This window comes from Pelomonas sp. Root405 (genome assembly GCF_001425165.1).
Taxonomy (GTDB): Bacteria; Pseudomonadota; Gammaproteobacteria; order Burkholderiales; family Burkholderiaceae_C; genus Pelomonas.
Map to the genome: position 1 here is coordinate 642,852 of NZ_LMDU01000001.1, position 24,043 is coordinate 666,894.

At 68.8% G+C, this 24,043-nt stretch carries 22 protein-coding genes; 17 read left to right on the forward strand and 5 right to left on the reverse strand.

Features of this window, described 5'->3' with window-relative positions; genetic code table 11:
- Nucleotides 1-16: 16 nt before the first annotated feature.
- Nucleotides 17-712 carry an SDR family oxidoreductase gene (locus tag ASC81_RS02830; protein ID WP_056262428.1) on the reverse strand — a complete coding sequence of 232 codons (696 nt, stop codon included), beginning with the start codon at nucleotides 710-712 and terminating at the stop codon, nucleotides 17-19.
- Between the two features lie 110 nt (nucleotides 713-822).
- Between ASC81_RS02830 and ASC81_RS02835 the strand changes: the two genes are divergently transcribed.
- The 4 genes from ASC81_RS02835 (at nucleotide 823) to ASC81_RS02850 (ending at nucleotide 4,596) form a co-directional block, all read left to right on the forward strand.
- The gene (locus ASC81_RS02835) at nucleotides 823-1,386 is read left to right on the forward strand and encodes a TetR/AcrR family transcriptional regulator (protein WP_056262431.1); all 564 of its coding nucleotides are present in this window, start codon (nucleotides 823-825) and stop codon (nucleotides 1,384-1,386) included.
- A 102-nt stretch (nucleotides 1,387-1,488) separates the two neighbouring features.
- Nucleotides 1,489-3,447, forward strand: coding sequence for an ATP-binding protein (locus ASC81_RS02840; protein WP_056262434.1), 1,959 nt, complete (start codon nucleotides 1,489-1,491; stop codon nucleotides 3,445-3,447).
- Nucleotides 3,448-3,470: 23 nt separating this feature from the next.
- Nucleotides 3,471-4,406: a UDP-3-O-acyl-N-acetylglucosamine deacetylase gene (gene lpxC, locus ASC81_RS02845; protein WP_056262438.1), complete on the forward strand. Its 936-nt coding sequence runs from the start codon at nucleotides 3,471-3,473 to the stop codon at nucleotides 4,404-4,406.
- A 4-nt stretch (nucleotides 4,407-4,410) separates the two neighbouring features.
- Nucleotides 4,411-4,596: a hypothetical protein gene (locus tag ASC81_RS02850; RefSeq protein ID WP_056262442.1), complete on the forward strand. Its 186-nt coding sequence runs from the start codon at nucleotides 4,411-4,413 to the stop codon at nucleotides 4,594-4,596.
- 289 nt (nucleotides 4,597-4,885) lie between these two features.
- Here the strand turns inward: ASC81_RS02850 and ASC81_RS02855 are convergent, their stop codons facing one another.
- The gene (locus tag ASC81_RS02855; protein ID WP_056262445.1) at nucleotides 4,886-6,385 is read right to left on the reverse strand and encodes a carboxypeptidase M32; all 1,500 of its coding nucleotides are present in this window, start codon (nucleotides 6,383-6,385) and stop codon (nucleotides 4,886-4,888) included.
- The gene (locus tag ASC81_RS02860; protein ID WP_056262449.1) at nucleotides 6,382-6,879 is read right to left on the reverse strand and encodes a YqaA family protein; all 498 of its coding nucleotides are present in this window, start codon (nucleotides 6,877-6,879) and stop codon (nucleotides 6,382-6,384) included. Before ASC81_RS02860 ends, ASC81_RS02855 begins: the two co-directional genes overlap by 4 nt.
- 60 nt (nucleotides 6,880-6,939) lie before the next feature.
- Here ASC81_RS02860 and dusB point away from each other — a divergent pair, with 60 nt between their 5' ends.
- The 13 genes from dusB to ruvC all read left to right on the forward strand — a co-directional run bounded on the left by dusB (nucleotide 6,940) and on the right by ruvC (nucleotide 20,345).
- A complete protein-coding gene (dusB, locus tag ASC81_RS02865; RefSeq protein WP_056262452.1) occupies nucleotides 6,940-7,989 on the forward strand; it encodes a tRNA dihydrouridine synthase DusB in 1,050 nt (349 codons plus the stop codon).
- Between the two features lie 13 nt (nucleotides 7,990-8,002).
- Nucleotides 8,003-8,254, forward strand: coding sequence for a helix-turn-helix domain-containing protein (locus tag ASC81_RS02870; protein WP_056262454.1), 252 nt, complete (start codon nucleotides 8,003-8,005; stop codon nucleotides 8,252-8,254).
- A 2-nt stretch (nucleotides 8,255-8,256) separates the two neighbouring features.
- Nucleotides 8,257-9,837, forward strand: coding sequence for a bifunctional phosphoribosylaminoimidazolecarboxamide formyltransferase/IMP cyclohydrolase (gene purH, locus ASC81_RS02875; protein ID WP_056262457.1), 1,581 nt, complete (start codon nucleotides 8,257-8,259; stop codon nucleotides 9,835-9,837).
- 3 nt (nucleotides 9,838-9,840) lie between these two features.
- Nucleotides 9,841-13,245 (forward strand): ATP-binding protein, encoded by a 3,405-nt coding sequence (locus ASC81_RS02880; protein WP_056262461.1) that lies wholly within the window; start codon nucleotides 9,841-9,843, stop codon nucleotides 13,243-13,245.
- 95 nt (nucleotides 13,246-13,340) lie between these two features.
- A complete protein-coding gene (locus tag ASC81_RS02885; protein WP_056262462.1) occupies nucleotides 13,341-14,750 on the forward strand; it encodes a coniferyl aldehyde dehydrogenase in 1,410 nt (469 codons plus the stop codon).
- On the forward strand, nucleotides 14,750-15,259 hold the full coding sequence (locus ASC81_RS02890) for a hypothetical protein (RefSeq protein WP_056262465.1): 510 nt from the start codon (nucleotides 14,750-14,752) through the stop codon (nucleotides 15,257-15,259). Before ASC81_RS02885 ends, ASC81_RS02890 begins: the two co-directional genes overlap by 1 nt.
- On the forward strand, nucleotides 15,256-16,866 hold the full coding sequence (locus ASC81_RS02895; RefSeq protein WP_056262468.1) for a GMC family oxidoreductase: 1,611 nt from the start codon (nucleotides 15,256-15,258) through the stop codon (nucleotides 16,864-16,866). The genes ASC81_RS02890 and ASC81_RS02895 overlap by 4 nt, the downstream gene beginning before the upstream one ends.
- A gap of 2 nt (nucleotides 16,867-16,868) precedes the next feature.
- A complete protein-coding gene (locus tag ASC81_RS02900; RefSeq protein ID WP_056262473.1) occupies nucleotides 16,869-17,180 on the forward strand; it encodes an antibiotic biosynthesis monooxygenase in 312 nt (103 codons plus the stop codon).
- Nucleotides 17,181-17,199: 19 nt separating this feature from the next.
- On the forward strand, nucleotides 17,200-17,733 hold the full coding sequence (locus ASC81_RS02905) for a GNAT family N-acetyltransferase (protein ID WP_156391684.1): 534 nt from the start codon (nucleotides 17,200-17,202) through the stop codon (nucleotides 17,731-17,733).
- A complete protein-coding gene (locus tag ASC81_RS02910; RefSeq protein ID WP_056262482.1) occupies nucleotides 17,730-18,119 on the forward strand; it encodes a GFA family protein in 390 nt (129 codons plus the stop codon). The genes ASC81_RS02905 and ASC81_RS02910 overlap by 4 nt, the downstream gene beginning before the upstream one ends.
- A 35-nt stretch (nucleotides 18,120-18,154) precedes the next feature.
- Nucleotides 18,155-18,808, forward strand: coding sequence for a 1-acyl-sn-glycerol-3-phosphate acyltransferase (locus tag ASC81_RS02915; protein ID WP_056262485.1), 654 nt, complete (start codon nucleotides 18,155-18,157; stop codon nucleotides 18,806-18,808).
- Nucleotides 18,805-19,797: a phosphatidate cytidylyltransferase gene (locus tag ASC81_RS02920; RefSeq protein ID WP_056262488.1), complete on the forward strand. Its 993-nt coding sequence runs from the start codon at nucleotides 18,805-18,807 to the stop codon at nucleotides 19,795-19,797. The genes ASC81_RS02915 and ASC81_RS02920 overlap by 4 nt, the downstream gene beginning before the upstream one ends.
- Nucleotides 19,797-20,345, forward strand: a complete 549-nt coding sequence (gene ruvC, locus ASC81_RS02925) for a crossover junction endodeoxyribonuclease RuvC (RefSeq protein ID WP_056262491.1) — start codon at nucleotides 19,797-19,799, stop codon at nucleotides 20,343-20,345. The genes ASC81_RS02920 and ruvC overlap by 1 nt, the downstream gene beginning before the upstream one ends.
- 51 nt (nucleotides 20,346-20,396) lie before the next feature.
- Here the strand turns inward: ruvC and ASC81_RS02930 are convergent, their stop codons facing one another.
- Together ASC81_RS02930 and ASC81_RS02935 are read right to left on the reverse strand one after the other, a co-directional pair.
- Nucleotides 20,397-20,876 (reverse strand): FxDxF family PEP-CTERM protein, encoded by a 480-nt coding sequence (locus tag ASC81_RS02930; protein ID WP_200946680.1) that lies wholly within the window; start codon nucleotides 20,874-20,876, stop codon nucleotides 20,397-20,399.
- A 41-nt stretch (nucleotides 20,877-20,917) separates the two neighbouring features.
- The gene (locus ASC81_RS02935; protein WP_056262496.1) at nucleotides 20,918-23,956 is read right to left on the reverse strand and encodes an ExeM/NucH family extracellular endonuclease; all 3,039 of its coding nucleotides are present in this window, start codon (nucleotides 23,954-23,956) and stop codon (nucleotides 20,918-20,920) included.
- Between the last annotated feature and the right edge of the window lie 87 nt (nucleotides 23,957-24,043).

Genomic DNA, 24,043 nt, shown 5'->3' on the forward strand with positions numbered 1-24,043 from the left:
TCTCCTTTCGAAGCTCTCAGGCGGCGTAGGCCGGCGCCGGCGTGGACAGGCTCTGCTTGACCTGGCGGCTGAGCTCGTCGGCCAGCACTTCGAAGGCGCCGGCCTCGATGCCATCGAGGGCCAGGCGGGCGACCTCGGCGGGCGAGGACTTGGGCGCGTCCAGGCCGCGCGTCATGTCGGTGTCCATGTAGCCGACGTGCAGGCTGGTCACCAGCGTGCCCTGCGCCTTCAGCTCGTTGCGCAGGCCATTGCTCAGGGCCCAGGCCGCCGATTTGCTGGCGCTGTAGGGCGTCAGGCCGGGCAGGGTCAGCCAGCTGAGCACGGACAGCACGTTCAGCACCGCGCCGCCGCCGTTGGCTTGCAGTGCTGGTGCAAAAGCCTGGGTGAGCGCCCAGACGCCGAAGAAGTTGGTCTCGAAGTGCTGGCGTGCCGTGGCGATGGCGTCGGCGGCGAGCACACGCGCACCCAGGGAGACGCCGGCGTTGTTGATCAGCAGCGTCACGTCGGTGCACTGCAAGGCGGCTGCAGCCACCTGGGCCGGGTCGGTCACGTCCAGTGCCACCGGCACGACGCCGGGCAGCTCAATGCTGCCGGGGTCGCGCGCGGCGGCATAGACCTTGGCAGCGCCCGCGGCGAGCGCGGCTTGGGCAAAGGCACGGCCGAGGCCGCGGTTGGCGCCGGTGACGAAGACGACGGCGTTCTTAAGCTGCATGGTGTTTCCTTCACGTCTGTTTATTCATGTCGACTGACATGATTGAGTTAAATGTCGTTCAACATATAAAATCAGTCAAGCCCACCCGCGAGAAACCCGAGGAGACCGCCATGAAGGTCAGCCGTGCCCAGGCCGAAGAAAACCGCGAACGCATCCTCGACAGCGCCGCGCAGCTGTTCCGCGAGCGCGGCTTCGACGGCATCGGCCTGAACGACCTGATGCAAGCCGCCGGCCTGACGCGCGGCGGCTTCTACGGCCATTTCGAGTCCAAGGAAGACCTCGCCGCACAGGCCAGCCGACGCGCGCTGGCGGCCAACCGCGAACAGTGGCAGCAGCAGGCCGAGCGCAATCTCTCGGGCTGGGTCAAGGCCTATCTGTCCGACGCGCACCGCGACCACATCGGCGCGGGCTGCGGCCTCGTCGCTCTGGCGGGCGATGCAGCTCGTGGCGGGCCGGCGGTGCAACAGGCGTTCGCGGAGGGCGTCGAGAGCATGGCGGCGACGCTGGCGGCGCAGATGCCGGGCGCTGATGACGCGGAACGCCGCAGCCAGGCATTGGCGATGCTGTCGACGCTGGTCGGGTCGCTGCTGCTGTCCCGTGCGGTCGGCGATGTGGCGCTGTCGCGCCAATTGCGCGATGCCGCGCGCAAGAGCCTGCCGGTCGGCGCCGGCTGAACGGTCGCACAGGCCGCCCGGGCGGTCATGCGGCGGTGGGACGGCGGCCACCCCCTGTGGCATGCTCGCGCCCCATGTCAATGCCTAGAAGACTTCATAGGGATGCGTGAGTTAGGCCACACGCTGCGCCGTTGGCTGTTGCTGCTGCTCTTGACGGCCTGTCTGCCGGCGCTGGCGCAGCGCCTGCCCCAGCCCAGCACGCGCATCGCCGGCGACGATTCGGCGCCCGCGGAACTCGCGACCAGTGCCTGGACGCGCGCCCAGCTCGACGCCTGGTGGGTCGCGTTGCGGCAGCACACGGTGGCGGGCGGCGCCCATCTGGCCCTGCCTGCAGAACTGCTCCCGCCTAGCGACGCGGCGGCCTGGCAGCCGGTGGCCATGCCCGACGTGCGTCCGCGCCCGGGCGCCGCCATCGTCAGCAATGCGCGTGGCTACGAGATGCGCTGGTATCGCCTGCATGTGCCGGCCGGCGGCGAAGAGGCGATGGCCCTGTACATGCCCCGCCTGGTCACGCTGTCGGCCGCCGTGCTGGCGCGCACGGACCAGGGCTGGCAACTGCTGCTGGACAACCAGCATGCCGAGCGCGAGCAATGGGTGCAGCCCATCTGGCTGCCCCTGCCCGGCGTGGGGGCGCAGGGGCTGGACATCGTCGTCGCGCTGCCGGTGCCGGCGGGCAGCTTCCACACCGTGTCGCGCATGTGGGTGGCGCCGCGCGACCAGTTGGAGAAACGCTGGCTGTGGCGGGTGCGTGCGCAGACGGGCCTGCCGCAGGCCGTCAGCCTGACGCTGGCCGTGCTTGGCCTGTTTGCGCTGACGCTTTGGGTGCGCCGGCCCGCCGAGGCCATCTACGGCCTGTTCGCGCTGGGTTCGGCGGCCTGGCTGGTGCGCAACCTGCACTATTACGTCAGCCTGCCCGCGTCGCCGGTGGGGCAGGACTGGTTCTGGTGGGCCACGCATGCCTCCATGGGCTGGGTCATGCTGACGGCGCTGCTGTTCGCGCTGCGCTTCGCGAGCCGGCGCATCCAATGGCTGGAATGGGCGCTGATCGCCAGCGTGGTGACCGTCAGCACGCTGAGCATGCCGCTGTGGCTGCGACAGCTCGACATGGTGGTCTTGCAATACGCCGTGACGGCCGGTGTGGCCGCCATCGGCACGGCCTGGGTCGCCTGGCTCGCCTGGCGCGAGCGCCGCACCGAGCTGCGCGTCATGGCGCTGGCCTTGATCATCGGCGTGGTCATCGGCGCCCACGACCTGGCCGTGCTGGCGGGCTGGGCCTGGCCGGAGCATTTCTTCCTGATGCCGTTCGCGACGCTGATCGTCATGCTGAGCTTCCTGCACGCCGTGCAGCGCCGCTATGTCGGTGCCGTCGAGCAGGTCCAGGCCGAGAACAGCCAGTTGCAGGAGGACCTGGACGAACAGGTGTCCGTGCTGCATGCCCAGAACGCCCAGCTGCGCGAGGCCGAGCGCCAGCAGGCGCTGCTGCTGGAGCGCCAGCGCATCATGGCCGACATGCACGACGGCCTGGGCTCGTCGCTGTTGTCGGCGCTGGTGGCGATGGAGCAGGGCAGCATGTCGCACGAGCAATGTGTGGAGGTGCTGCGCGAATGCGTGGACGACCTGCGCCTGGTGATCGACTCGCTGGAGCCGGTCGGCCATGACCTGGTCTCGCTGCTGGCGACCATGCGCTACCGGCTCGGCAAGCGCCTGCAGATCGGCGGCCTCAAGCTCGACTGGGACGTGCAGGACCTGCCGCCGCTGCCCTGGCTGGAGCCGCCCGACGCCCTGCACGTGCTGCGCCTGATGCAGGAGGCGCTGAACAATGTGCTCAAGCATGCCCAGGCCAGCCGCGTGCGCATGGTCACGCGCCACCACGACAGCTATGTCGAGATCCGCGTCGAGGACGACGGCGCCGGATTCGACCTGCAGACCATCCAGCACGGCCGTGGCCTGAAGAGCCAGATCAAGCGCGCCCAGCGCCTGGGTGGCAAGTTGCGCATCGAGTCCAGCCCCGGCATGGGCACGCGGCTGTCGCTGCGATTGCCTGTGGAGCGAAAGGCCTAGGGTCTTCCCCGACAATTGCGCGCATGGTCAAGCAACGCACCCTGAAGACGATCACGCGCGCCGTCGGCGTCGGCATCCACAGCGGCCAGAAGGTCGAGCTGACCTTGCGCCCGGCGCCGGTCGATACCGGCATCGTCTTCCGCCGTGTCGACCTGTGCCCACCCGTGGACATCCCGGTCGGCGTCATGTCGGTCAGCGACACGCGCATGGCCACGACGATCAGCCCGGGGGGCGATCCGGGCGGCCCCAAGGTGCAGACCATCGAGCACCTGCTGTCCGCCTGCGCGGGCCTGGGGCTGGACAACCTCATCATCGACATCAACGCCGACGAAGTGCCGGTGCTGGACGGCTCGGCGGCCAGCTTTGTCTTCCTGCTGCAGTCGGCCGGCATCGTCATGCAGGACGCGCCCAAGCGCTTCCTGCGCGTGAAGAAGCCTGTCGAGGTGCGGCAGGGCGAAGGCAAGAAGCTGATGTGGGCGCGCCTGGAGCCTCACCACGGCTACACGCTGAGCTTCGAGATCGAGTTTGACAACCCGGCCGTGGCGGCCACCGGCAGCCAGTTCGTCTTCGACATGGGCTCCGGCACCTACAAGAAGGACATCGCCCGCGCCCGCACCTTCGGCATGACCTCGGACATCGACCTGATGCGCTCGCGTGGCCTGACGCTGGGCGGCTCGATGGACAACGCCATCGTCGTCGACGACTACAAGGTGCTGAACGCCGGCGGCCTGCGCTACGACGACGAATTCGTCAAGCACAAGATCCTCGACGCCATCGGTGACATGCAGGTCGCCGGCATGCCGCTGCTGGCCGCCTACACGTCCTTCAAGGGCGGGCACGCGCTGAACAACAAGCTGCTGCGCGCGCTGCTGGCAGACGAGTCGGCATACGAAGTCGTCAGCTTCACCGACGAGCGCGAGGCGCCCAAGGGTTTCGCCGAGCTGGCGCCGGCTTGGTGATCAGATGCTGATCGCCCGCCTCGTCATCGGCCTGCTGCTGTTCTCGGCCGTGGTCTGCTTTGCGCTCTCCATCGCCACCGGACAGCTGCGCTGGCGGCGGATGGGCATCGTCATCATGAAATGGACGCTGATCGCCGGCCTGGCCTTTTTCGCCGTGCTGATCCTGGAGCGGTTGGCGCTGCTGTTGTGAAGGGCGTCACGCCTGGTGATGCCGCCCCCTCGGCTTGCGGGGATGGCAGCGCAGGGCGACGTGTTCAGAATGACTTCATGGTCGCTGATCGAGTAGCAGCGGCCTAGCCCGGGTAGAGCAACAAAGCCTGGGCGCCACGCGCGGAGATGGCCGGGGGGCCGGGGAAGCGCAGTGGGTTTGACAGAGAGAGATCGTTGGACGTGATTGGGCCGCTCCTGCCGGGGCGGCCCTCTTTTTTGCGCGCACGCCACAGCGCGCGGCTGTCGGCAAGCTGTCGCCGTGGTGCCGGTCAGGCGCCCGCGCCCAGGTAGCGACCGCGCAGGTGGGCTTCGAAGTGGGTGGGGTTCAGCGCCTCGCCGCTGGCCCGCTGCACCAACTCGGGCGTTTCATGGCGGCTGGCCGCCTGCCAGACGTTGGTCGCCAGCCAGTCGAATACGCCGCCCAGCTCGCCGCGCGCGATCTGCTCGTCGAGCGCCGGCTGCCGGGCCCGCATCGTGGCGAACCACTGCGCCGCGTACATCGCGCCCAGCGTGTAGCAGGGGAAGTAGCCGAACAGCCCGGCGGGCCAGTGCACGTCCTGCATCGGGCCGTCCTTGAAGTTGCCACGCGTGTCCAGGCCGAGCAACTCGGCCATCTTCGCGTCCCACAGCCCGGGGATGTCATCGACCTCGGCAGCGCCCTCGATCAGCGCGCGCTCGATGTCGAAGCGCAGCAGGATGTGGGCGGGGTAGGTCACCTCGTCGGCATCCACGCGGATCAATCCGGGCTGTACCCGGGTCAGCAGCTTGTGCAGGTTGCCCGGCTCGAACGCGGGCTGGTGGCCGAAATGCTTGACCAGCAGCGGCGACAGCAGGCCCGCGAACGCGGGGTGGCTGCCCAGCTGCATCTCGAAGCTCAGGCTCTGGCTCTCATGGATGCCCATGGAGCGCGCGCGGGCGATGGGCTGGCCCAGCAGTTCGCGCGGCAGGCCCTGCTCGTAGCGGCCGTGGCCGGTCTCGTGGATGGTGCCCATCAGGCTGGGCAGGAAGTTGTCTTCGCGGTAGCGCGTCGTCATGCGCACGTCCTCGGGCACCCCGCCGCAAAACGGATGGGTGCTCTCGTCCAGGCGGCCGGCGCTGAAGTCGAAGCCCATCAGCTGCATCGCATCCAGGCCGAGCGCCTTCTGCGCTGCCGTTGGGAAGGGGCCGACCGGCTCGATGACGGTCTCGTTGGCCTGCCTGGCGATGACATCGCGGATGAGCCCTGGCAACCAGCTGCGCAGCGGCGCAAACGCACGCTCGACATCGTTGGCGCGCATGCCGGGTTCGTACATGTCCAGCAGTGCGTCGTACTTGGACAGACCCGTGCTTTGCGACAGCAGTTCGGCCTCCTGGCGTGCAATGGCCAGCACCTCGCGCAGGTTGGGCGCAAAGCCGGCCCAGTCGTTGGCCTGGCGCTGGCTGCGCCAGGCATGCTCGCAGCGGTTGTTGGCCAGGCTCTTGGCCTCCACCAGCGCCTGCGGCAGCGCATTGGCCGCGCGCCAGGCACGGTGGATCTCGCGCAGGTTGGCGCGCTGTGTGTCGTCCAGCGGTTCGGCAGCGGCGGTATCCAGCAAGCCGGCCAGCGCCGGGTCGGTGGCCAGCTGATGCATCAGGCCGTCCATCTCGGCCAGGGCCAGGCTGCGCGCCTCGTTGCCCTTGGCCGGCATGTTGGCGGCCTGGTCCCATTGCGCAATCGCCTGCAGGTGGCCGAGGCGGTGAAGGCGCTGCTGGCGAGCGGCGAGGTCTTGGTAGGCGGGAGTGGTGTTCATTGCAACCAGGTTTCCGGGATGAGCCACAACAAGGCGGCGGTATAGATCAGAAAGCGCAGGAACTTGCCGAGCGCCATCCAGCCCACGCAGGGCCAGAACGGCAGTTTCAGCCAGCCGGCGACAGCGCAAAGCGGGTCGCCGACGATGGGCAGCCAGCTCATCACGCAGGCCTTGGGGCCGAAGTGCTGCAGCCAGCGCATCGCGCGGGAATGCGAGGGCTCGCGGTGCTTGACGGCCTCGACCGCCTTCTCGACGCCATAGCCCATCCACCACGACACCGCGCCACCCAGCGTATTGCCGACGGTGGCCACGGCGATGACCGCCCAGAACATGCCCGGGTCGGCCTTGACGACGAGATAGACGGCCGGCTCCGAGCCCAGCGGCAGCAGCGTCGCCGACACGAAGCTGATGACGAAGACGGCGACCAGGCCGATTTGGGGCAGAGCCAGGGCGGCCAGCAGGCCGCTGATGAACTGCGAGAGCCAAGCTTCCATCGCGGCATTGTCGATGCGGCCGGCTGGCTACAATCGCGCCTCATTTTTGAGCAGACCTCCGTGCACATCGGCCCCCACCTCCTCCCCAACCGGCTCTTTGTGGCGCCGATGGCGGGGGTGACGGACCGGCCCTTCCGCCAGCTCTGCCGGCGCCTCGGCGCGGGCTATGCGGTCAGCGAGATGGTGACGTCACGCAAGGAGCTGTGGAACAGCCTCAAGACCTCGCGTCGCGCCGACCACAGCGGCGAGCCGGGGCCGATTGCCGTACAGATCGCCGGCACCGATGCGGCCATGCTGGCCGAGGCCGCGATGCACAACATCGACCGCGGCGCCCAGATCATCGACATCAACATGGGCTGCCCGGCCAAGAAGGTCTGCAACAAGTGGGCGGGCTCGGCGCTGATGCGCAACGAGGCGCTGGCGCTGGAAATCGTCGAGGCGGTCGTCGCCGTGTGCGCGCCGCGTGGCGTGCCGGTCACGCTGAAGATGCGCACCGGCTGGAGCGCCGACGAGCGCAACGCGCTGCGCCTGGCGCGCCTGTTCGAGGCCGCCGGCATCGCCATGCTGACCATCCACGGCCGCACCCGCGAGCAGGGCTACAACGGCCTGGCCGAGTACGACACCATCGCCGCGGTGAAGGCTGCGCTGGCCATTCCCGTCGTCGCCAACGGCGACATCGATTCACCGGAGAAGGCGCGCGACGTGCTGGCCTACACCGGCGCCGATGCGCTGATGATCGGCCGCGCGGCGCAGGGCCGGCCCTGGATCTTTCGCGAGGTGGCCCATTTTCTGGCGACAGGCGAACACCTAGCCGCGCCGACCGTCGCGGAGGCGCGCGACTGGTTCACCGAACACCTGCACGACCACTACGGCCTGTATGGCGAACTCAGCGGCATGCGCAGCGCGCGCAAGCACATCGGCTGGGCCGTGCGCGGCCTGCCCGGCGGCGAGGACTTCCGCCAGCACATGAATACCCTGGAGCACTGCCAAGCGCAGTTGCAGGCGCTCCGCGACTGGTTCGACGAACTCGGCCAGACCCATGACCGCCTGCCCCGCGCCGCGGCCGCCAACGACGACGAAGCGCAGGCCGACGAAGCCTGTGTCGCCTAACCACGCTCCTGTCATGAGTGCCCAGAAGAACACCACGCCCAACCCCATCGACGCCTGCGTGCGCGACAACCTCGAAGCCTTCTTCCGTGACCTGGACGGCCAACAGCCGCATTCGATGCACGAGATGCTGATCAAGCTGGTGGAGAAACCGCTGTTCGAGATCGTCATGCGCGAGGCCGGCGGCAACCAGAGCAAGGCCGCGCAATGGCTGGGCATCAACCGCAACACCTTGCGGCGCAAACTCAACGATCACGAACTCGGCTGAACATGACCCAACTCACCGCCCTGCTGTCCGTCTCCGACAAGACCGGCATCCTCGAATTCGCCAAGGCACTGCACGCCCTGGGCGCCCGGCTGCTGTCGACCGGCGGCACCGCCAAACTGTTGGCCGAGGCCGGCCTGCCGGTGACCGAAGTGGCCGAGCACACCGGCTTCCCGGAGATGATGGACGGCCGCGTGAAGACGCTGCACCCCAAGATCCATGGCGGCCTGTTGGCGCGCAGCGACCTGCCCGAGCACGTGGCCGCGATGCAGCAGCACGGCATCACGCGCATCGACATCCTGGCCGTCAACCTCTACCCGTTCGAAGCCACGGTGGCCAAGCCCGGCTGCACGCTGGAAGACGCCATCGAGAACATCGACATCGGCGGCCCGGCCATGGTGCGCAGCGCGGCCAAGAACTGGCGTGACGTGACGGTGCTGACCGACGCGGCCCAGTACGCCGGCGTGCTCGACGAGCTCAAGGCCAACGGCAGGACCAGCGACAAGACGCGCTTTGCCTGCAGCGCCGCCGCCTTCAACCGCATTGCCCAGTACGACGCCGCCATCAGCAACTACCTGTCGGCGCTGAACGAAGACGGCAGCAAGGCCGAGTACCCGGCGCAGATGAACGCGACCTTCGTCAAGGTGCAGGACCTGCGCTACGGCGAGAACTCGCACCAGAGCGCGGCGCTGTACCGCGACCTCTATCCGGCACCCGGCTCACTTGTCACGGGCAAGCAGCTGCAGGGCAAGGAGCTCAGCTACAACAACATCGCCGACGCCGATGCGGCCTGGGAGTGCGTGAAGAGCTTCGACACCCCGGCCTGCGTCATCGTCAAGCATGCCAACCCCTGCGGCGTGGCGATTGCGGCCAGCGCGGCCGAGGCCTACAGCAAGGCCTTCAAGACCGACCCCACCAGCGCCTTCGGCGGCATCATCGCCTTCAACCGCGAGGTGGACGGCGCGGCCGCCCAGCTCGTCGCCAAGCAGTTCGTCGAGGTGTTGATGGCGCCGGCTTTCAGCGCCGAGGCGCTGGACGTCTTCAAGGGCAAGGCCAATGTGCGACTGCTGCAGATCGCGCTGCCGCCGGGCGGCCCGCGCCCGTGGGATCAGGGTCGCAATGCCGGCGACAGCAAGCGCGTCGGCTCGGGCCTGCTGCTGCAGACCTCGGACAACCACTTCCTGAAGAAGGAAGACCTCAAGATCGTCACGACGCTGCAGCCCACGGCCCAGCAGCTCGACGACCTGATGTTCGCGTGGACCGTCGCGCAGTACGTCAAGAGCAACGCCATCGTCTTCTGCGGCGGCGGCATGACCTTGGGCGTCGGCGCCGGCCAGATGAGCCGGCTGGACTCCGCCCGCATCGCCTCGATCAAGGCCCAGCACGCCGGCTTGGCGCTGACGGGTTCGGCCGTCGCCAGCGATGCCTTCTTCCCCTTCCGCGACGGCCTGGACGTGCTGGCCGATGCGGGTGCCAGCTGCGTCATCCAGCCGGGTGGCTCCATGCGCGACGACGAAGTCATCGCCGCTGCCAACGAACGCGGCATCGCCATGGTGCTGACGGGCGTGCGGCACTTCAGGCACTGAGCGATGGCAAGCCGGCCGACGCCGGGTAGCCCGGGCGAGCAGGGCGACGCGAGCGAGGAGGGGAGCTGGCCCGGTGACGGCGGCCCCACCCACCGCTTGCGCGACGACGGCCGGATGCGCTCGGTGGTGCTGACTGCGCTGTCGGCCAGCGAAACGGCGGCCTGGCACACCGACCTCGTCACGCGCGAGCGCTGGTGGTCGGAGCAGATGTTCGCCCTGCACGGCCTGTCGGCCGATGCGCCCGTGCCGGCCGACTACATGGAACTGGTCCTCCCCAAGGACAGGTCGGCCGTCGAGAACGCGTTCCGCGAGTCCATCACGCAAGGCTCGCACCGCGTGCAATACCGCGTCGTCTGGCCGGACGGCTCGGTCCACTGGCTCGAAGGCCGCGGGCATGCGCACCGCCGGCAAGGCCAGCCGGCCGAGATCAGCGGCGTGTGTCAGCTCATCGACCACCGAAAGCGCGAGGAGGCCGACCTGGCCTTCCTGGCCGCCGCCAGCCTGGAGTTCGCGCGCAGCATCGACTATGAGGACACCTTGCGGCGCATCGCTGCGATGGCCGTGCCCCATTTCGCCGACTGGTGCGCGGTCGACCTGCTTGACGACGAAGGCCTGCTGCGCCGCGTTGCGGTGGCGCATGTCGACCCCGCCAAGGTCGAACTGGCACAGACCCTGCACCAAGCCTACCCGCCCACACCGGACGACTCGAGCGGCGTGTGGCAGGTGCTGCGCAGCGGCCAGCCCGAGCTGGTGGCGCAGATCCCCGACGACATGCTGGTGCAAGGCGCTGCCGATGCCGCCCACCTGGACATCCTGCGCCGGCTGGGGCTGCGGTCCTACATGGGCGTGCCGATCACCATGCAGCAGGGCGTGGCCGGCGTGCTCACCTTCGTCTCGGCCGAGTCCAGGCGCGTCTACGGCAGGCGCGACCTCGACGTCGCGACCGACCTGGCATCGCGCGCGGCGGTCGCGATCAGCAATGCGCGGCTGTTCCAGGAGTTGCAACGCTCCCAGCGCCGGCAGGCCTTCCTGCTCAGGCTCACTGATGTGTTGCGCGCCAACGGCAGCACCGCGCAGGTGCTGGAGCAGGTCAGCGAGATGGTGGGCCGGCATTTCGGCGTCAACCGCGTCGGCTACGGCCATGTCGACGAGCACCTGGACCGCATCGACTTCGACATCTGCTGGACAGACGGCAGCGTGCCCCCGCTTGGCGGCCGCTTTCCGGCAAGCGCCTTCGGTCCGCAGGTCATCGCCAGGCTGCGCGCCGGGCACACGGTGGTCATCGCCAATGTGCGCGACCACCCGCTGACCAGCGAGCCCACGACGGTCGAGACCTCGCATGAGGTGGACACCCGCGCCATCCTGGTGGTGCCGCTGTTCAAGGCGGGCCGGCTGCGCACCATCGTCTATCTCAACCAGCGGCTGGAGCGCCACTGGGCGAGCGACGATGTGACGCTGATGGAGGAGGTGGCCGAACGCACCCGCGAGCTCATCGAGCGCGGCCGCACCGAGGACGCGCTGCGCGGCAGCGAGGCGCGCTGGCGCGGGCTGTTCGAGCGCATGAACGAAGGCTTCTTCGTCGCCGAGGCCATCCGCGACGAAGCCGGCGAGATGGTCGACTTCTGGTTCCTGCAGGCCAACCCGGCCTTCGAGAAGCTGACCGGCGTCGCCGCAGCGGCCGCCATCGGTCGGACCGTCAGGGAGGTCATCCCGGGCGTGCCGCAAGGGCTCATTGACACCTATGGCCGCGTGCTGGCCGACCAGGCGCCGCACGAGTTCGAGGTGCACGTGCCGGCGTTGGACAACCGCTGGTACGAAGCCCGGGTGATGCCGCTCAGCGCCGAGCAGTTCTCGGTGCTGTTCGTCGAGATCACCGACCGCAAGCGCGCCCAGCAGGCGCTGGAACAGAGCGCGCGGCGCTATCGCACGCTGTTTGATTCCATCGACGAAGGCTTCTGCCTCATCGATGTGATGTTCGATGCCACGGGCCGGGCCGTCGACTACCGCTTCGCCGAGGTCAACCCGGCCTTCGAGCGCCAGTCCGGCCTGGTGGCCGCCCAAGGCCGAACGGTGCGCGAGCTGGTGCCCGACATCGAGACGGCCTACATCGACACCTATGCCCGGGTGGCGCTGACCGGCGAGTCGCTGCGCTTTGAAAGCCATGCCGCCTCGCTGCAGCGCTGGTTCGACGCCTTCGCCTTCCGCGTCGGTGAGCCGCAGGACCGCCGCGTCGGCCTGCTGTTCACCGACATCACCGCCCGCAAGCGCATCGAGGCCGCGTTGCGCCTGGCCGATGCACGCAAGAACGAGTTCCTCGCCACGCTGGCGCATGAGCTGCGCAACCCGCTGGCCCCCTTGCGCAACGGCTTGATGATCCTTCGCAACGCCAACGCAGCCGATGCAGCGGCGATCCGGGCGCGCGAGGTGATGGACCGCCAGCTGTCGCACCTGGTGCGGCTGGTGGACGACCTGCTGGATGTGTCCCGCGTCAGCCAGGGCAAGGTGACGATGAAGAAAAGCGCGACCTCGCTGCAGGCCGTGGTGGAGACGGCGCTGGAGACTGCGCGCCCCCTCATCGACGCGGCCGGCCACCAGCTCAGCGTCGAGCTGCCGGCCCAGCCCGTGCCGCTCGACGTCGACCCGACGCGCATCGCCCAGGTGCTGTCCAACCTGCTGAACAACGCCGCCAAGTACACGCCCGCCGGTGGCCGCATCCAGCTGCGTGCCACGGTGAGCGAGGGGCCGACCTTGCGCATCGAGGTCGAGGACAACGGCCTGGGCGTCCCGGCCCACATGCTCGACGACATCTTCGAGCTCTTCACGCAGGTGGGCAGCGCGCTGGAGCGGGCGCAGGGCGGCCTGGGCATCGGGCTGTCGCTGGCCCGGCGGCTAGTCGAGCTGCACGGTGGCAGCATCCACGCACGCAGCCCGGGCCCCGATGGCGGCAGCGTCTTCGTCGTCGAGCTGCCATTGCCGCCTGACGTGGACTTGCAACAAGGGTCGGTCGGCGCCGCCAGCGATGTGGCGGGTTCGGGCGAGCAGCAGCGCTGCATCCTGGTGGTGGACGACAACGTCGACGCGGCCGAGAGCCTGCAGATGCTGCTGGCCCTCAGCGGCCACGATGTCCATGTCGCCCATACCGGCGCCGCAGCGTTGGCGGCTGTGGCCAGGCATGCGCCGGACCTGGTCTTCCTCGACATCGGCCTGCCCGACATCACGGGCTACGAGGTCGCGCAGGGCATCCGCGCCCAGCCACAGGGCGCCGGCATCGTGCTGGTGGCGCTGACCGGCTGGGGCAGTGCGCATGACCAGCAGCGCGCGCGCGAGGCCGGCGTGGACCTGCACCTGACCAAACCGGTCGCGGCCAAGGACCTGGCGCATGCGCTGGGTTTGCAGCGCGGCGGCTAGCTTAGACGCCGGCCTCTAGACCGCCGCCGGCAGCGCGAATCGCGGCGCCCTTGGGTTAGCCTTCCGCACTCCAACAGAGTGCCGGAGACAAGCCCATGGACACCGCGCTGCAGGAACGCCTTCATCTGGCGCTGCTCGCACAGCGCCGCGCCTTCGAGGCCGAGCGCATGCCGACCTACGAGGTGCGCCGCGCCCGCCTGCAGCGCCTGCTGGCCATGACGCGCCAGCATGGCGAGGCGCTGGCCAGCGCGATGGCGCAGGACTTCGGCCACCGCGCCCGCCAGGAATCGCTGCTGGCCGACATCTTCACCGTCGAGGCCGGCACGCGCCATGCGCTCAAGCATCTGCGCGGCTGGATGAAGCCGCGGCGGGTTTCGACGCCACTGCACTTCCTGCCCGGCCGCAATGTTCTGATGCGCCAGCCGCTCGGCGTCGTCGGCATCGTCTCGCCCTGGAACTATCCGTATTACCTGGCCATGGAGCCGGCCGTCGCGGCACTGGCCGCCGGCAATCGGGTGCTGATCAAGCCCTCCGAGCTGACGCCGGCCACGTCCGAGCTGATGGCCCGCATCGTGGCCGAGCGCTTCGCGCCCGAGGAGATGCAGGTCATCACCGGTGACGCCGAGGCCGGCAAGGCCTTCACCGGTCTGCCGTTCGACCACCTCTTCTTCACCGGCTCCACCGCCGTCGGCCGGCATGTGGCGCAGGCTGCCGCGAAGAACCTGACGCCGGTGACGCTGGAACTGGGCGGCAAGTCGCCGGCCATCGTCGACCGCAGCTGCGACCTGCAGCTGACCGCCTCGCGCCTGGCCTTCGGCAAGCTCTTCAACGCGGGCCAGACTTGCGTGGCGCCCGACTATCTGCTGGTGCCCAGGGAGATGGTCGAGCCGCTCGCCCAGCAGATCCTGGCCGAGATGCGCCGCATGTACCCGCGCATCGCCGGCAATGCCGACTACACCAGCATCGCCACGCCGCGCCATCACGCGCGGCTGCAGGGGCTGATCGCCGATGCAGCCCAGCGCGGCGCGCGGGTGCTGCGCAGTCATGACGAGCAGCCTGCCGACCGCCGCATCGTGCCGGCCCTGCTGCTGGACGTGCCGGCCGACGCCACCGTCATGCAGGAAGAAATCTTCGGCCCGCTGCTGCCCGTCGTCGGCTACGAGCGCGTGGACGAGGCGCTGGCCCACATCAACCGCGGTGACCGGCCGCTGGCCCTGTACTGGTTCGGCCAGGACGGCGCGGCGCGCGACCACGTGATGCGCGAGACCCATGCCGGCGGCGTCACCGTCAACGACTGCCTGTGGCACCTCGGCCAGGAAGACCAGCCCTTCGGCGGGGTCGGCGCCAGTGGCATGGGCTCGTACCACGGCGAATGGGGCTTTCGCACCTTCAGCAAGGAGAAGCCGCTCTTCATCCAGTCGCGCTTTGCCGGCACCAAGCTGTTCCAGCCGCCCTATGGTGCGACCTTCGAGCGCCTGCTCAATCTGTTGAAGAAAGTGGTGTGATGCAACGCCGTGGATTGTTGAAGTTAGGCCTGGGCGCTGCCGTCCTCATCGGCGTGGCCGGTGCAGGCATCGCGCTGGTCAAGCCGGGCCTGGTGGACGGCAAGCTCAGCCCCGGCTCGCGCGAGCTGATGCGCGCCGCCGCGCAGGCGGTGCTGGGCGACCTGCTGCCCGCCGCAGGGCCGGCGCGCGAGGCCGCCCTGGACGCCCAGCTCACGCGGCTCGACACCTTCATCGCCGGCATGCCGGCGCACACGCGCAAGGAGCTGTCCGATGCGCTCGGCCTGCTCGGCACCGCGGCGGGCCGCTATGCCCTCGTTGGCCTGTCCAAGCCCTGGGGCGAAGCCAGCACCCAGGACGTGCAGCAGGCGCTCGACGCCATGCGCCTGTCGTCGTCCAACACCAGGCAGCAGGTCTATCACGCGCTGCGCGACCTGAACGCCATCGCCTTCTTCACAGAGCCGGGCAACTGGCAGACCGCGGGCTACCCGGGCCAGCGCCACATCCCATGAGCTCTTTGCCTGATCCCATCCTTGACGGCCTGCAGCGTGGCTGGAAGGTGCACGGCGGTCCGCATGCGGCGCTGCCCGCAGCGCTGGACTGCGACGTCGCCATTATCGGCAGTGGCGCCGGCGCCGGCATCACGGCCGAGATGCTGGCCCGCGCCGGCCTGAAGATCGTCATCGTCGAAGAAGGCCCGCTGCGCTCCAGCAGCCAGTTCAAGCAGCGCGAGCTTGACGCCTACACCGAGCTCTACCAGGAGTCCGGCGGCCGCAAGACGGTCGACCAGGCGATGAACATCCTGCAGGGCCGCTGCGTCGGTGGCTCGACGACGGTCAACTGGACCGGCTCCTTCCGCACGCCACCCGACGCGCTGGCGTACTGGGGCGACAAGTTCGGCCTCACCGACTTCAACGAGGCCGCCATGGCGCCCTGGTTCGACCAGGTCGAGCGGCGCCTGAACATCGGCGACTGGCTGACCGAGCCCAACGAGAACAACGACGTGCTGCGGCGTGGCGCCGACAAGCTCGGCATCCCGACCAAGATCGTGCGCCGCAACGTCAAGGGCTGCTGGAACCTCGGTTCCTGCGGCATGGGCTGCCCGACGAATGCCAAGCAGTCCATGCTTGTCAGCACACTGCCCGCGGCCCTGGACCTGGGCGCCACGATGTTGGTGCAGACGCGCGCGACGCGCTTCGAGCTGCAGGGCGGCCAGGTCACGGCGCTGATCGCCGAGCCGGTGGCACTGGACGGTGGCGTTGCCGGTGCGCCGCTGCGCATCACCGCCAAGCACTATGTCGTGGCCGGCGGCGCCATCAACTCGCCGGCCCTGCTGATGCGCTCGGGCGCGCCGGACCCGCACAGCCTGCTCGGCAAGCGCACCTTCCTGCACCCCACCGCCGGCGGCGTCGCGCTGTTCGACCACGAGGTGGCCGGCTGGTCCGGTGCGCCGCTCTCGGTGTTCAGCGACCACTTCCTGCACCAGGGGCCGGTGGACGGGCCGGTGGGCTACAAGCTGGAGGTCGCGCCCATCCACCCGGCCTTTGCGCTGACCAATGGCGGCGGCATCGGTGCCGAGCTGGCCCAGCGTGCGCGTGACATGCCACGCACCCAGCTGATGATCGCCCTGCTGCGCGACGGCTTCCATGCCGAGTCGGCGGGTGGCGCCGTCAAGCTGCGCGGCGACGGCACGCCGCAGCTGGACTACGCGCTGACCGACTATCTGCTCGAAGGCACGCGCCGCGCCTACGTGACCATGGCCGAGATCCAGTTCGCCGCCGGTGCCAAGAGCGTGCGCCCCGTGCACGAGCAAGCCGAGGCCTATGCCAGCCTGGCGGCGGCCAAGCAGGGCATCGCCGCGCTGACGATGAAGCCCTTCCTCGCCACCATCGGCAGCGCCCATGTGATGGGCGGCTGCACGCTGGCGGCCGACGCGGCCCGCGGCGTCGTGCGTCCGGACGGCCAGCATTGGCAGCTCGCCAACCTGTCGGTGCACGACGGCTCGCTGTTCCCGACCAGCCTGGGCGCCAACCCGCAGCTGACGGTCTATGGCCTGGCCGCGCGGCTGACGAGCGGGCTCATTCAACGGCTGGGTGGCAAGCCGCTGCCTCTCGCCTGAACATGATCCTGGAGATCGCCCAGCTGCAGGTTCGTGCCGGGCAGGACGCCGCGTTCGAGACGGCCTTCGCCGAGGCGCAATGCATCATTTCGGCCATGCCCGGCTACCTCGGCCATGAGTTGCAGCGCTGCCTGGAGCGGCCCGGCCACTACATGCTGCTGGTGCGCTGGCGGACCGTCGAAGACCACGAGATCGGCTTCCGCCAGTCGGCCCAATACCCGCAGTGGCGTCAACGGCTGCACCACTTCTACGACCCCTTCCCGACGGTGCTGCATTACGAGCGCATTGCCGGGGCCGGCCTGGCGCACGGCTGACCGGTGCGAACATGCGCACATGCCCAGCGCGCCCCTGATCCGTCACGCTACCCCTGAAGACGCCGCCGCGCTCGCCGCCTTCGCTACCCAGGCCTTCACCGACACCTACCTCGGCCTCGACGACCCGCAGGAGATTGCCGACTACGTCGCTGAGCACTTCCAGCCCGAGGTCATGGCCGGCGTCATCCGGGACCTGGCCTGCACGACGCTGCTGGCCTGGGTGGGCGAGCAGTTGGCCGGTTATGCCATCGTGCGCGACACACCGCCACCGAACTGCGTGACGGCGCCAGCGCCGCTGCAGCTGTGGCGCCTCTACTTGGGCCAAGGTTTCATCGGTCAGGGCCTGGGTGCAGCGCTGATGGCCGAGGTGCATGCCCAGGCCCGACGGCGCGGCGCGCGCACGCTGTGGCTGGGGGTCTATGACCGCAACGTGCGCGCCGTCGAGTTCTATGGGCGCTTCGGCTTCGCCCAAGTCGGCACCAGCCAATTCCTGTTTGGCGGCCGCTACTACGCCGACCCCATCTACGCCGTCACCGTCAAGGAGTTCCCATGATCGAAGGTTCCTGCCTGTGCGGCAGCGTCCGCTGGCGTTTCAACGGCCAGCCCGATGGCGCGACCGCCTGCAACTGCACCGCCTGCCGCCGCTACGGCACGCTGTGGGCTTACGACCATGTGGACGAAGGCATCCACGTGAGCGGCCCGACGCAGGCCTATGTGCGCGGCAAGGCGCTGGAGTTCCACTTCTGCCCGACCTGCGCCTGCGTGACGCATTGGCGTGGCCTGCGGCTGGAGGACGACGGCCGTCGCCGCATCGCCGTCAACCTGCGCCTGGCCGAGCCGGCCGCCGTGGCCGACATCCCCATCGACCACTTCGACGGCCTGGACAGCTTCGACGACCTGCCGCGCGACGGCCGCTGCGTGCGGGACTACTGGTTCTAGGCGCCGCCTGAGGGGCGGCACCCATAATCCCGCCCATGACGCCAGCCGCCTTCACCGGCCAGTTGCTCGCCTTCATCGCCCGGCTCATCACGGGCGCGCAAGGCCACTGGAAGGGCTGCCCGCCAAAAGCCGAGCAGCGCATCTACATCGCCAACCACCAGAGTCACTTCGACCTCGTCCTGATCTGGGCCGCCTTCCCGCATGAGCTGCGCGCCCAGACCCGCGCCATCGCCGCGCGCGACTACTGGACCAAGAGCGCCTTCAGGCGCTGGCTGACGACCGAGGTCTTCAACGCCATCTACGTCAGCCGCAGCCGCGCAACGCCGGATGAAGACCCGCTGGAGCCCCTGGTCGAGGCGCTGGCCAACGGCGACTCGCTGGTCATCTTTCCCGAGGGCACCCGCTCCAGCAAGGGCAACCCGATGCCGTTCAAGTCCGGCATCTTTCACCTGGCCGAGCAGTTCCCGCATGTGCAGCTGATCCCCACCTGGATCGACAACGTGCAGCGCGTCATGCCCAAGGGCGAGGTCGTGCCGGTGCCCATCCTCTGCACCGTCACCTTCGGCGCGCCCATCCAGTTGCAGCCCGGCGAGAACAAGGCCGACTTCCTGTGCCGGGCCCGCGAAGCCGTCATGGAGCAGCGCCCCGATCCGGCCCTGGTCGGCCGGCCCGCAGAGGCCGACGCATGAAGTGGCTGAAAGGATTGGACGCCAGCGAGCAGGTGGCCCTGCTCTTCGTCGTGCTGTTCGGCTTCCTGCTGCTGCTGACGGTCGGCCTGTTCCTGAACTCGCTGCGCGAGCGCGAGGACGAGGAGGCCAGGCGCGCTTCCGAGCTGACCTGGGAGCGCGTGCGCCGCGACCTGCGCGCGGCCTGGATCGGTGGCTGCATGTTCTGGGTCGCGTGGATCTCCGGGCCCATGGGCGCGACGCTGCTGTTCGCGCTGTTCTCCTTCCTGGCGCTGCGCGAGTTCATCACGCTGATGCACACCCAGCGCAGCGACCACCGCACCCTGATCGTTGCCTTCTTCGGGCTGTTGCCGGTGCAGTACATGCTGTGCGGCACGCGCTTCTTCGACCTGTTCACGGTCTTCCTGCCGGTCTACGGCTTCCTGGTGCTGCCCATCGTCAGCGCCCTGGCCGACGACCCCAGCCGCTTCCTCGAACGTAACGCCAAGATCCAGTGGGGCGTGATGGTCTGCGTCTACGGCCTGTCGCATGCGCCGGCCCTGCTGCTGCTGGACTTCCCCGGCTACACCGGCCGCGGCGCCTTCCTGCTGTTCTTCCTCGTCATGGTGGTGGCCGCCTCGCAGATCGCGCAGGAGATCGCGACCCGCTCGCTGCGCCGCCGGCCGGTGGCGCGGCGCATCAGCCGCAGCTTCTCGATGCGCGCTTGGTGGATAGGCACGCTGACCGGCTCGCTCGCCGGTGGCCTGCTGTTCTGGATCACGCCTTTCAAGATCGGCCAGGCGCTGGCCATGGCCTTCATCACCGCCGCCGCGGCGGGCTTTGGCGGCCTGGTCATGAAGGCGCTGAAGAAGGACGCCGGCGTGCGCTACTGGGGCAACCGCAGCTCCATCACGGGCGCGGTCGGCCTGCTGGACCGCATCGCCGTACTGTGCTTCGCCGCACCGGTGTTCTTCCATTCGGCGCGCTGGTATTTCGCCGGGGCTGCACGCTGATGCGCATTCTCGGCATTGACCCGGGTTTGCAAACGACGGGATTCGGCGTCATCGAAGCCGACGGCCCGCGCCTGACCTACGTAGCCAGCGGCACCATCAAGACCAATGCCGTCGCGACCGGCGACCTGCCGGCGCGGCTGAAGATCCTGTTCGACGGCATCCGTGAGGTCGTCACGCGCTACCAGCCGCAATGCGCGGCGGTCGAGATCGTCTTCGTCAACGTCAACCCGCAGTCAACGCTGCTGTTGGGGCAGGCACGCGGCGCGGCCATCACGGCGCTGGTGTCGGCCAACCTGCCGGTCAGCGAGTACACGGCATTGCAGATGAAGAAGGCCATCGTCGGCCACGGCCACGCCAAGAAGGAGCAGATCCAGGCCATGGTGCAGCGCCTGCTGACCCTGCCCGGCCTGCCCGGCACCGACGCGGCGGACGGGCTGGGCATTGCCATCATGCACGCCCACGCCAGCGTCAGCTTTGAGGCCATGAGCCGCAGCACGACATTGCAGCGCCGCCAGCATGCCCAGTTCAAGGGCGGAAGGACGTACTGAGAGCAAAACGGCCCGCCGAGGCGGGCCGTTCAAGCACGGTGCGGTGAAGCTTCAGGCCTTGCGGCGGCGGGCCATCCAGCCCACCAGGCCCAGGCCGGCCAGCATCAGGGCGTAGGTCTCGGGTTCGGGGACAGCAGCGGCAAAACTCAGCGTTGCGGTGCTCGAATCCATGCCTTGAACGTAGGTCAAATACGGCGTGTCGATGCCCAAGCCATCGAACAAAGACACCTCACGCGGGGTGCCGCTGCTGCTCGTCTCGAAATAGGCGTTCAAGCCAACCAACTGGCCAGCATTGAAGCTGACCGTCGGCGGCCATCCTTGGGCGGCGCCAGCGAGGTTGAAGCTGCTGCCTGCGAAACTGAAGTTGAGCGACTGCAGCGGTAGTTCCAGAGTCGAGGCATCCAGGTTTGCGTCGTCGAAGCTGAACTGGCCGCTCACCGTCTGGCCGGCAAGGAGCCCGCCTTCAATGGTTCCGCTGAGGTCGTACGTGACCGTGGCTGCGTGGACGCCGTAAGCGGCCAGCAGGGCCAATCCGAGGAGGGTCTTGCGAATCATGATGGGTGTTTCCGTTCTCAGAATTTGAAGCTGCTAGCGCCCAGTGCGCCGCAATTGACATTGCGCAGTTGCAGCAGCAGACGACGTGATTGCGGGCCGGCACTGCCGTCGGCATCGATATAGATGACGGCATTGTTGGTCGACATGCTGCAGCTGACGTGACCGCTGGTCAGCGGGTCGGCGACAGCTGCACCCAGTGAGCGCAGCACATTCCCGATTACCAGCGTGTCCTGGCCAGGTACGAAATCGGTGATGGTGTCTCCGGCATCGAGCAGGGTGTTGTAGACGAACTGGTCAACACCCCCACCGCCGGTCAGCGTGTCGGCGCCCGCGCCGCCTTCGATGATGTCGTCGCCCGCCGTGCCGACGATGGCGTCGCGACCGCCGGTGCCACCGAGCTTCTTGACGATGTTCAAGCCAATCAGCATCGGGTCATGGTCCGACGCCCGGAACACATTCGGCTGGTACCAGTCATTGCCGGCCGCCTTGTCCTCGAGGTTGTAGTCGGTCCACTCCGGCTCGTCGGCATTGATGTGCCAGCTGGTGGCGCCCACTGTCTTGGCGGCGATGCTGGCGGTGCCCAGGCCGTGGTCGAGGCGGCCGGCGCCGGCGTCGAAGACATAGCTGTAGTCGTCGGGTTCGAACTTGGCGACCAGGTCGACGATGCCGCCATTGATCAGCAGCTCGATGGGGTCTTCCTTGGCGTAGGCGTTCATGTCGCCGACAAGGATGACGTCTTCCGTCTGCGCCGTCGCCTTGACGGTGGGCAGCCAGGCCAGCAGGCGCTGGGCCTGGTCCTTGCGCGTCTGGTTGTGGCAGCCCTGCAGGTCGCCCTGGTCGGCGTTCAGGCCCGAGCCGCAGCTGCCCTTGGACTTCAGGTGGTTGACCATGACGGCGAACTTCTCGCCGTTGGCGGTGACAAAGCCCTGTGCGAAGGTCGGGCGGCTGTTGACCGAGTTGGTGTCCGACATCGACGCGCCGACCAGGCCGAGCTTGGCCGGCTTGTAGATCATCGCGACGCGAATGGCGTCGGTGCCCGTGCCGGCGGCCGGCAGCGGCACGGCGGCATAGGTGTTGGCGCCCAGGGTGGCGTTCAGGCCGTTGACCAGGTCCTGCACGGCGAAGTTGCTGCCGCTGTTCTGGATTTCCATCAGGCCGACGACGTCGGCGTTCATGCCGGCCAGCATGCCCAGGATCTTGGTGCGCTGGCGGGTGAACTCCGCCAGCGTGTTGGCGCCGCGGCAATCGCCGCCGCAGCTGGGACTGCCGGCCACGAAGGCGCCACCGCTGCCGCTGGTGAAGTAGTTCAGCACGTTGGCGCTGCCGACGCGCAGGTTGCCGCCGACGGCCGGCGCCAGCGCCGGGCGGGCAATGGGGCGCGCGAACACGGGTGCCGCGGTCGGGTGGATCTTGTACGACAGCGGGCCGCTCGCCGAGTCGGTCGACGGGCCGAAGTCGACGACGCCGGTCACGCCCTCGACGGTGTCACCGCCGCGCACCGTGCCGTCCTGCCAGAGGTAGGGCGTCGGGTTGGGGAACTTGAGGGCGCTGCCGTCGTCCAGCACGAGGCTGCGGGCCAGGTTGGCCGTCAGCAGGGCGTGTGCGGCCGGGCCAGGGCGCAGCACGTTGGTGGGTGTCAGCGTGCGGCCGCCGGCCGACGCCGTCAGCTGGCCCCAGCTGCCGACGAAGTTGGTCTGGTTGATGGTCAGCGTGTCGGTGATGTTCACCAGCATGCCCTCGTAGCGCTCCATGTCGGCCTGGACGGCGAGCGTGGCCAGACTGACATTGACCGGCTGCGGCAGCTGGTTGCCCGAGCTGACGACGGTGACCGCCGAGACGCTGCTCAGCTCGGTCAGCGGGTTGGCCTGGCTGGCCGCGCTGGTCGACACCGAGTACTCCTGCACCTTGGCCGAGACCGTCACCTTGTCGCCCACGGCGACGGTCGGCGCCGTGCTGGTGAAGACGAAGACGCCGTCGGACGTGGCGGCGTCGCCGTCGCCGTCCGGGTCCTGCAGGTAGAAGCCGTTGTTGATCAGCTTGGTGACGATGCCGCTGGTGGTGACGCTGGCGCCATCCATCGAGCTCTTGGCGCCCGCGCCCTGGATGGCCGGGATGCTGACCACGCCGCTGACGGTCAGCTTGAAGCTGCAGCTGGCCGTCTGCGCCTCGTCGTTGTCCCACTTGAGGCTGAGGTTGTAGCTGCCCGCGGCCAGCGTGTTGGCGACGCCAAAGCTCTGCGTGGCGACCACGTCGTCGGCGCTGGAGGCGACGAAGCTGTCGAGCGTCACGCCGGCGGGCAGGCTGCCAACGACAGTGGCAGACATCACGCGGCTGTCCGTGTCCTTGGCGCCGACCGAGAAGCCCGAGGCGGTGCCGTTGACGGCGACCTGGTCAGGGCAGCTCGGCACGATGGGCGCGTTGCCGCCGCCACCGCCGCCGCACAGGTTGAGCGCGCTGCTGGTGTTGCGCGGTGCCGGCGCGCCACGGGCGAAGTCGGCGACGTTGCTGTCGCTGTCGGTGCAGCCGCTGGCGGCACGGAACAGCGCCATCGTGCTGGTGGCGGCGATGGACGCGGCGCCCTCGGCGAAGTTGGCCGTGCCGTAGCCGAGCAGGTCGACGATCAACGCCTTCTGCGTGTCGGAGCAGACATTGGAGCCGCCGTTGCAGCCGATGGTGCCGGCCTGGCTGGCGAGGATGACCTTGCCATTGGTGCCCGACAGGTCGGTGGAGCCGGTGGCGTCGGCCGTGATCAGGTCGGCGCCGTTGGCGCTGGTGGGGCCGAGCTTGACGAGGTAGTACTGGCCCGGCTGAAGCATGACGCTGGTCAGCGGCACGGCGACGAAGTTGCCGGTGCCCGTGGCGCTGGCGTACTGCACCGACATGCCGGCCAGCGACACCGGCGCGGCGCCGGCGTTGAACAGCTCGACGTAGTCGTTCTTGTAGACGTTGCCGTTGCCGCCATAGACCTGGCTGATGACGACGCCGTTGGCCGAGGCCAGCACGGCGGGCGCGGCGAAGGCCGCAGCGAGGAGGGACACCAGAGGTTTGAGGCGCATGACTACCTAGTAAGAATTCACCACGATGGGCGGGGATGCTAACGACCACCTGTGACGGTTTGACCCGCCGCATTCAGGGGGGTGACC

What these genes read in the sequence shown, in the direction of transcription:
- ASC81_RS02880 (WP_056262461.1), top strand. Translation starts at nt 9,841, where the DNA reads ATGGCAAGCCGGCCGACGCCGGGTAGCCCGGGCGAGCAGGGCGACGCG.
- lpxC (WP_056262438.1), top strand. Translation starts at nt 3,471, where the DNA reads ATGGTCAAGCAACGCACCCTGAAGACGATCACGCGCGCCGTCGGCGTC.
- ASC81_RS02900 (WP_056262473.1), top strand. Translation starts at nt 16,869, where the DNA reads ATGATCCTGGAGATCGCCCAGCTGCAGGTTCGTGCCGGGCAGGACGCC.
- ASC81_RS02850 (WP_056262442.1), top strand. Translation starts at nt 4,411, where the DNA reads ATGCTGATCGCCCGCCTCGTCATCGGCCTGCTGCTGTTCTCGGCCGTG.
- ASC81_RS02840 (WP_056262434.1), top strand. Translation starts at nt 1,489, where the DNA reads ATGCGTGAGTTAGGCCACACGCTGCGCCGTTGGCTGTTGCTGCTGCTC.
- ASC81_RS02835 (WP_056262431.1), top strand. Translation starts at nt 823, where the DNA reads ATGAAGGTCAGCCGTGCCCAGGCCGAAGAAAACCGCGAACGCATCCTC.
- ASC81_RS02915 (WP_056262485.1), top strand. Translation starts at nt 18,155, where the DNA reads ATGACGCCAGCCGCCTTCACCGGCCAGTTGCTCGCCTTCATCGCCCGG.
- ASC81_RS02935 (WP_056262496.1), bottom strand. Translation starts at nt 23,956, where the DNA reads ATGCGCCTCAAACCTCTGGTGTCCCTCCTCGCTGCGGCCTTCGCCGCG.
- ASC81_RS02830 (WP_056262428.1), bottom strand. Translation starts at nt 712, where the DNA reads ATGCAGCTTAAGAACGCCGTCGTCTTCGTCACCGGCGCCAACCGCGGC.
- purH (WP_056262457.1), top strand. Translation starts at nt 8,257, where the DNA reads ATGACCCAACTCACCGCCCTGCTGTCCGTCTCCGACAAGACCGGCATC.
- ASC81_RS02885 (WP_056262462.1), top strand. Translation starts at nt 13,341, where the DNA reads ATGGACACCGCGCTGCAGGAACGCCTTCATCTGGCGCTGCTCGCACAG.
- ASC81_RS02870 (WP_056262454.1), top strand. Translation starts at nt 8,003, where the DNA reads ATGAGTGCCCAGAAGAACACCACGCCCAACCCCATCGACGCCTGCGTG.
- ASC81_RS02910 (WP_056262482.1), top strand. Translation starts at nt 17,730, where the DNA reads ATGATCGAAGGTTCCTGCCTGTGCGGCAGCGTCCGCTGGCGTTTCAAC.
- ASC81_RS02905 (WP_156391684.1), top strand. Translation starts at nt 17,200, where the DNA reads ATGCCCAGCGCGCCCCTGATCCGTCACGCTACCCCTGAAGACGCCGCC.
- ruvC (WP_056262491.1), top strand. Translation starts at nt 19,797, where the DNA reads ATGCGCATTCTCGGCATTGACCCGGGTTTGCAAACGACGGGATTCGGC.
- ASC81_RS02860 (WP_056262449.1), bottom strand. Translation starts at nt 6,879, where the DNA reads ATGGAAGCTTGGCTCTCGCAGTTCATCAGCGGCCTGCTGGCCGCCCTG.
- ASC81_RS02890 (WP_056262465.1), top strand. Translation starts at nt 14,750, where the DNA reads ATGCAACGCCGTGGATTGTTGAAGTTAGGCCTGGGCGCTGCCGTCCTC.
- ASC81_RS02855 (WP_056262445.1), bottom strand. Translation starts at nt 6,385, where the DNA reads ATGAACACCACTCCCGCCTACCAAGACCTCGCCGCTCGCCAGCAGCGC.
- ASC81_RS02895 (WP_056262468.1), top strand. Translation starts at nt 15,256, where the DNA reads ATGAGCTCTTTGCCTGATCCCATCCTTGACGGCCTGCAGCGTGGCTGG.
- ASC81_RS02920 (WP_056262488.1), top strand. Translation starts at nt 18,805, where the DNA reads ATGAAGTGGCTGAAAGGATTGGACGCCAGCGAGCAGGTGGCCCTGCTC.